5 protein-coding genes are annotated in these 6,042 nt (G+C 50.0%); all 5 read left to right on the top strand.

The window, feature by feature from the left end:
- The first annotated feature begins 185 nt into the window (after positions 1–185).
- The 5 genes from rhaB (at position 186) to Q3C19_RS17620 (ending at position 6,034) form a co-directional block, all read left to right on the top strand.
- Entirely contained in the window at positions 186–1,649 is a 1,464-nt protein-coding gene (rhaB, locus tag Q3C19_RS17640) for a rhamnulokinase (RefSeq protein WP_302731104.1), read from the top strand.
- 25 nt (positions 1,650–1,674) lie between these two features.
- A complete protein-coding gene (locus tag Q3C19_RS17635) occupies positions 1,675–2,928 on the top strand; it encodes an L-rhamnose isomerase (protein WP_277121872.1) in 1,254 nt (417 codons plus the stop codon).
- A gap of 31 nt (positions 2,929–2,959) precedes the next feature.
- On the top strand, positions 2,960–3,991 hold the full coding sequence (gene rhaT, locus Q3C19_RS17630; RefSeq protein ID WP_277121870.1) for an L-rhamnose/proton symporter RhaT: 1,032 nt from the start codon (positions 2,960–2,962) through the stop codon (positions 3,989–3,991).
- Positions 3,992–4,053: 62 nt separating this feature from the next.
- A complete protein-coding gene (rhaD, locus tag Q3C19_RS17625) occupies positions 4,054–4,863 on the top strand; it encodes a rhamnulose-1-phosphate aldolase (RefSeq protein ID WP_071149050.1) in 810 nt (269 codons plus the stop codon).
- Positions 4,864–5,128: 265 nt separating this feature from the next.
- A complete protein-coding gene (locus tag Q3C19_RS17620) occupies positions 5,129–6,034 on the top strand; it encodes an AraC family transcriptional regulator (protein ID WP_071149049.1) in 906 nt (301 codons plus the stop codon).
- Positions 6,035–6,042: the final 8 nt, after the last annotated feature.

Genomic DNA, 6,042 nt, shown 5'->3' with positions numbered 1-6,042 from the left:
TGCCTACTACCTTATCTTTTTCTGCCCAGTTAGAAAAATATTTTTCCCTAACTGGGAAAAAATATTTCTCCAGTTAAGAAAAAAATTCTACCGTATTATTTCTGCCACATTACTTACTTTTAAGGTCAAAAAGCACATGAACGGCTCGGACATAAACTGCTATTTTTGCAGAAAAACGAATAGCTATGAAACAATACCTTTTTGCTGTCGACCTCGGGGCTACCAGTGGGCGTACCATCATAGGAAACTTCACAACGGAAGGTTGGGAAATGGAAGAAATCAACCGCTTTCCCAACCATCTGATTGAAGTAAACGGCCATTGCTATTGGGACATCTACGAGCTCTACCGCAACATTCTTGAAGGATTAAAACGGGTATCTGACAGAAAAGATGTGGAAATCATTTCTATCGGAGTAGACACCTGGGGAGTAGATTTTGCATGCATAGGCAAAGACGGTCAACTCATGCGTCTGCCTTATTCCTACCGGGATTCACATACCAACGGTGCACCCGAAAAGTTCTTTATGCGTATCCCACGCCAACACGTCTACAACCTGACAGGCATCCAGGTGATGAACTTCAACACACTTTTCCAGCTGGACACAATGCGACGAGACAAGAACAGCGCACTGGACAGTGCGGAGAAAATACTGTTTATACCCGACGCCCTGACCTACCTGCTGACCGGAGAGACAGTCACCGAATATACCATCGCCTCCACAGGCCAGCTGGTCAACGCCACTACGCGCCAGCTGGAACCGGAATTACTACAGGCAATAGGCTTAAACACTTCCCACTTCGGACGTTTTGTATATCCGGGCGAAAAAGCAGGCGTACTATCGGCCGAAGTCCAACGCATTACAGGACTGGGAGAAATTCCCGTCATAGCCGTCGCCGGACATGACACAGCTTCGGCCGTAGCTGCCATCCCTGCCCGTAACCGTAACTTTGCATACCTGAGCAGTGGCACCTGGTCGCTGATGGGAATCGAGACAGACAACCCCATCATCACTCCTCAAACCGAATCGTTGAACTATACGAACGAAGGCGGAGTGGAAGGAAGTATTCGTTTTCTGAAAAACATCTGCGGCATGTGGCTCCTCGAACGATGCCGACAACAATGGGGCAATACCTCTTACCCGGAACTGATAGCCGAGGCATCCGCTTGTGAAGCATTCCGCAGCCTGATTTACCCGGACGATGACCGATTCAATAATCCTATCAATATGGAACAGGCTATAAAAGATTATTGTAAAGACACAGGCCAACCTGTGCCCGAGACTCGCGGACAAATTGTGCGCTGCATCTTCGAAAGTCTGGCCTTGCGCTACCGGCAGGTATTGGACGATCTGCATGCCCTGTCGCCCCATCCGATAGAAACGCTACACATCATAGGGGGCGGTAGCCGGAACGAACTGCTGAACCAATGGACTGCCAACGCTGCCGGAATTCCGGTCGTAGCAGGTCCCTCCGAAGCAACTGCCATCGGCAACATCATGATGCAGGCAATAGCAGCCGGAAAGGCATGTGACCTGTTCGCCATGCGTCAGCTTGTCGCACAATCTGTTCCCCTGAAAACATTCCAACCGAAAGACAAGCCGATGTGGGAACAAGCCTATGCCCAATTCAAACACAAAACTCAGATATAAAAACCTTATCAATAAATAAAGAACCATGAAAGAAGAACTGATTGTAAAAGCTTACGAGATAGCCCAAGAGCGCTATGCATCCATCGGTATAGATACGGAAAAAGCAATGGATGCCCTACAGAACATACAATTGTCGCTGCATTGCTGGCAGACCGATGACGTATCCGGTTTCGAAGCATCCGGCGAACTGTCGGGAGGCATACAGGCCACCGGTAATTATCCAGGCAAGGCACGAAACATTGACGAAGTGCGCCAGGACATTCTAAAAGCTGCCAGCTACATTCCCGGCAACCATCGCCTGAATCTGCACGAGATATACGGAGACTTTGGAGGAAAGTTTGTAGACCGCGACCAGGTAGAACCACAGCATTTTGAAAGCTGGATGCAATGGGGAGCCGAACACAACATGAAGCTGGACTTCAACTCTACTTCCTTCTCGCATCCCAAAAGCAGAAACCTTTCCTTAGCCAATCCGGACAAAGCCATACGCAACTTCTGGATAGAACATACCAAACGCTGCCGCCTCATAGCCGAAGAAATGGGAAAACGGCAAGGTGACCCGTGCATCATGAACCTGTGGATACACGACGGCAGCAAAGACATCACGGTGAACCGCATGAAGTACCGCGAAATATTAATGGAATCGCTGGACGAAATCTTTGCAACCGAATACAAACATATGAAAGACTGCATAGAGTCCAAAGTATTCGGTATCGGGCTGGAAAGCTATACGGTAGGTTCGAGCGATTTCTACACCGCATACGGAGCAAGCCGGAAGAAGATTGTCACACTGGACACCGGACACTTCCATCCCACCGAGAGCGTAGCCGACAAGCTATCGGCCCTGCTGCTGTTCATACCGGAAGTGATGCTGCACGTAAGCCGTCCGGTACGTTGGGACAGCGACCACGTAACCATTATGAACGACGATACACTGGACTTGTGCAAAGAGATTGTCCGTTGCAATGCATTGGATCGCGTACACATCGGTCTGGATTATTTCGATGCCAGCATCAACCGTATCGGTGCTTACGTCATCGGCAGCCGCGCCACACAAAAATGCCTGTTGCAAGCTCTGTTGGAACCGCTGGAGACACTCCGCCAGTACGAAGCCTGCGGACAGGGATTCGAACGGCTGGCTTTGCTGGAAGAAGCCAAGTCAATGCCTTGGAATGCCGTATGGGACATGTTCTGCCTGAAGAACAATGTGCCCGTAGGCGAAGGTTTCATTGCCGAAGTCGAGAAGTACGAAGCCGAAGTTACTTCCAAACGTTGCTGATACACCTCAAGGATTCTTAAAGCTGAAAAAGATGAATACACTGATAGGATTGCTGATCATAGCGATAGGCAGTTTCGGACAAAGCAGTTCGTACGTCCCTATCAATAAAGTGAAACAATGGTCGTGGGAAAGTTTCTGGCTGGTGCAAGGCATCTTCGCCTGGCTGTTGTTCCCGCTGCTGGGAGCCATGCTGGCCGTGCCTGCCGGGAGCAGCCTTCCCGAACTATGGAGCTCGGGCGGAGCCATCCCGGCCATCGCTTACGGAGCACTCTGGGGCATTGGCGGACTGACATTCGGATTGAGCATGCGCTACCTGGGTGTGGCCTTGGGACAAAGCATCTCTTTAGGCACCTGTGCAGCCTTTGGCACCTTGTTCCCAGCCATATTTGCCGGAAAAGATTTATGGCACGGAGAAGGCCTGATGCTGCTGACCGGTGTTTGCATCACGCTGACCGGCATCGCTATCATCGGCTATGCCGGAAGCCTCCGCTCGCAAAGCATGTCGCAGAAAGAAAAAACAGCGGCTATCAAGGACTTTGCACTGACCAAAGGTCTGCTGGTAGCCCTGCTGGCCGGAGTAATGAGTGCCTGCTTCGCCCTGGGGCTCGATGCGGGTACCCCCATTAAAGAAGCCGCACTAAGCAACGGGGTGAAACCGCTATATGCCGGATTGCCCGTCATCTTTCTAGTAACCCTGGGCGGTTTCTGCACCAATGCCGCCTATTGCATCCAGCAAAACATCAAAAATCATACGGGGAAAGAATATCTTTCGGTAAAGGGCAGTACCTTTGCCAACAATCTGCTTTTCTGTGCCCTGGCCGGTGTTTTGTGGTACTCGCAATTCTTCGGACTGGAAATGGGAAAAAGCTTCCTGACCGACAGTCCGGCGCTGCTGGCTTTCTCGTGGAGCATCCTGATGTCGCTGAATGTCGTGTTCAGCAATCTTTGGGGCATCTTGCTGAAGGAATGGAAAGGATGCAGTCCGCGCACCATACGCGTACTTGTCATCGGACTGATAACACTGGTAGCCTCTATCGTAGCTGTAGCAATGGCACAGGCTTAAACCAAGAAACAGAATGAAACGGAAACAACGATAAACGATCAATCATAAATACTGAATAAAAAATGGAATCAATCTTGAACAATCGTCCGGCACTGGCTGCCGAAGTAGAGAAAGCCGCCGAGGTAGCCGGCTATTTATGGCAGAAAGGCTGGGCCGAACGCAACGGCGGAAACATCACATTGAACATCACCGAATTCGTTGACGACGAAATCAGAAACATGCCTGCCATCAGCGGTGTTCTGAGCATCGGCACCTGCCTGCCCTACCTGAAAGGTTGTTACTTCTACTGCAAGGGAACCCAGAAACGCATGCGCGACCTGGCACGCCGACCGATGGAGAACGGAGCTGTCATCCGCATCCTGGACGACTGCACCAGCTACGTCATCATAGCCGACCAGCCCGTAATGCCGACTTCGGAACTGCCCTCGCACCTGAGCGTACACAATTACCTCATCGAACACGGTTCGCCTTACAAAGCATCACTTCACACCCACCCCATCGAACTGATAGCCATGAGCCATCATCCCAGATTCCTGAAAGACGACGTAGCAGGAACCCTGTTGTGGAGCATGATACCCGAGACCAAAGCCTTCTGTCCACGCGGACTGGGTATCATCCCTTATGAATTGCCCGGTTCTGTCAAGCTGGCCGACGCTACCATCAGCAAGCTGGCCGACTACGATGTAGTGATGTGGGAGAAACATGGTGTATTTGCGGTCGACACCGACATCATGTCTGCCTTCGACCAGGTAGATGTGCTGAACAAATCGGCTCTGATTTACGTAGCTGCCAAAAACATGGGTTTCGAACCCGAAGGCATGACCGAAACACAAATGAAGGAAATGACCGAGGCATTCAACCTGCCCAAATAAGCAACTGACGAAAGCCTTCTGATACTTACTTGTACCCCGCGTGAGCCACACTTGTGTGGCTCGCGAGCCGTACAAGTGTTTCTCATGAGCCGTGCAAGTGTTTCTCACGAGCCACACAAGTGTCCCACAAACCGCTATGAAGCGTAAAGTTATTCCACTGATAACAAGCCTTTTACAAAATCCGCCTATTCATGGGTGAAAAGCCTGTTGTTTTTCCGGAGGAAAAACAATAACTTTGTCACAGACACCAAGAAAGACACTTGCCATGAACATCTGCAACAACCATTCCGGAATAGAATTCAAATACCTGATAGTAAACGACATGGATAAGCGATTCGGCCTGTGGGTGAACACCGTCGGTTTTCAATCCATCCCGCCCCACTCGTCCTATCCGCTGAAGGACCATCCCTCCGGCTACTTTTTCAACGCCCAGAAGGGACGCACGTTGCGCGAATACCAATTGGTCTACATCACCAAAGGCCGCGGATTGTTCAGTTCTGAAACCACCCACGAGAAACAAGTATGCAGAGGTCGGCTGATGCTCCTGTTCCCAGGCCAATGGCACACTTATCACCCATTTAAACAAACCGGATGGGATGAATACTACATCGGCTTTGAAGGCCCTGTGACGGATAACATTATGAAAGCGGCTTTCTTCACCGCCGAAAATCAGGTACTCGAAGTAGGACTGAACGAGGAACTGGTATCGCTCTTCTCGCGGGCACTCGAAATAGCCGAGAGTGACAAAATCTCCTCACAGCAATACCTAGGCGGCATCGTGTTGCACATGTTGGGCATGATACTATCCATCTCGAAAAACAAAATATTCGAAATGAGCGACACCGACCAGAAAATAGAACAGGCCAAAATCATCATGAACGAAAACCTGCTGGGCGACGTCGATCCCGAAGAATTAGCGATGAAGCTAAACATCAGTTATTCCTGGTTCAGAAAAGTATTTAAGGAGTACACCGGATACGCCCCCGCCAAATATTTTCAGGAGTTGAAGCTCCGAAAAGCTAAACAACTCCTGATAAATACTTCGCATTCGGTGAAAGAAATCGCCTTCATGCTCAACTACAAGTCTACCGAACATTTTTTCTCCACCTTCAAGAAGCACACCGGATTCACTCCTTCGGAATACCGCACGTTCGGTAAAAGCGCGCTATAACGTTACAT

This window comes from Bacteroides sp. ET489 (assembly GCF_030518095.1).
Classification (GTDB): domain Bacteria; phylum Bacteroidota; class Bacteroidia; order Bacteroidales; family Bacteroidaceae; genus Bacteroides; species Bacteroides ndongoniae.
The sequence above is the reverse complement of the archived record's forward strand: the minus strand, read 5'-3'. Positions and strand labels throughout refer to the sequence as shown.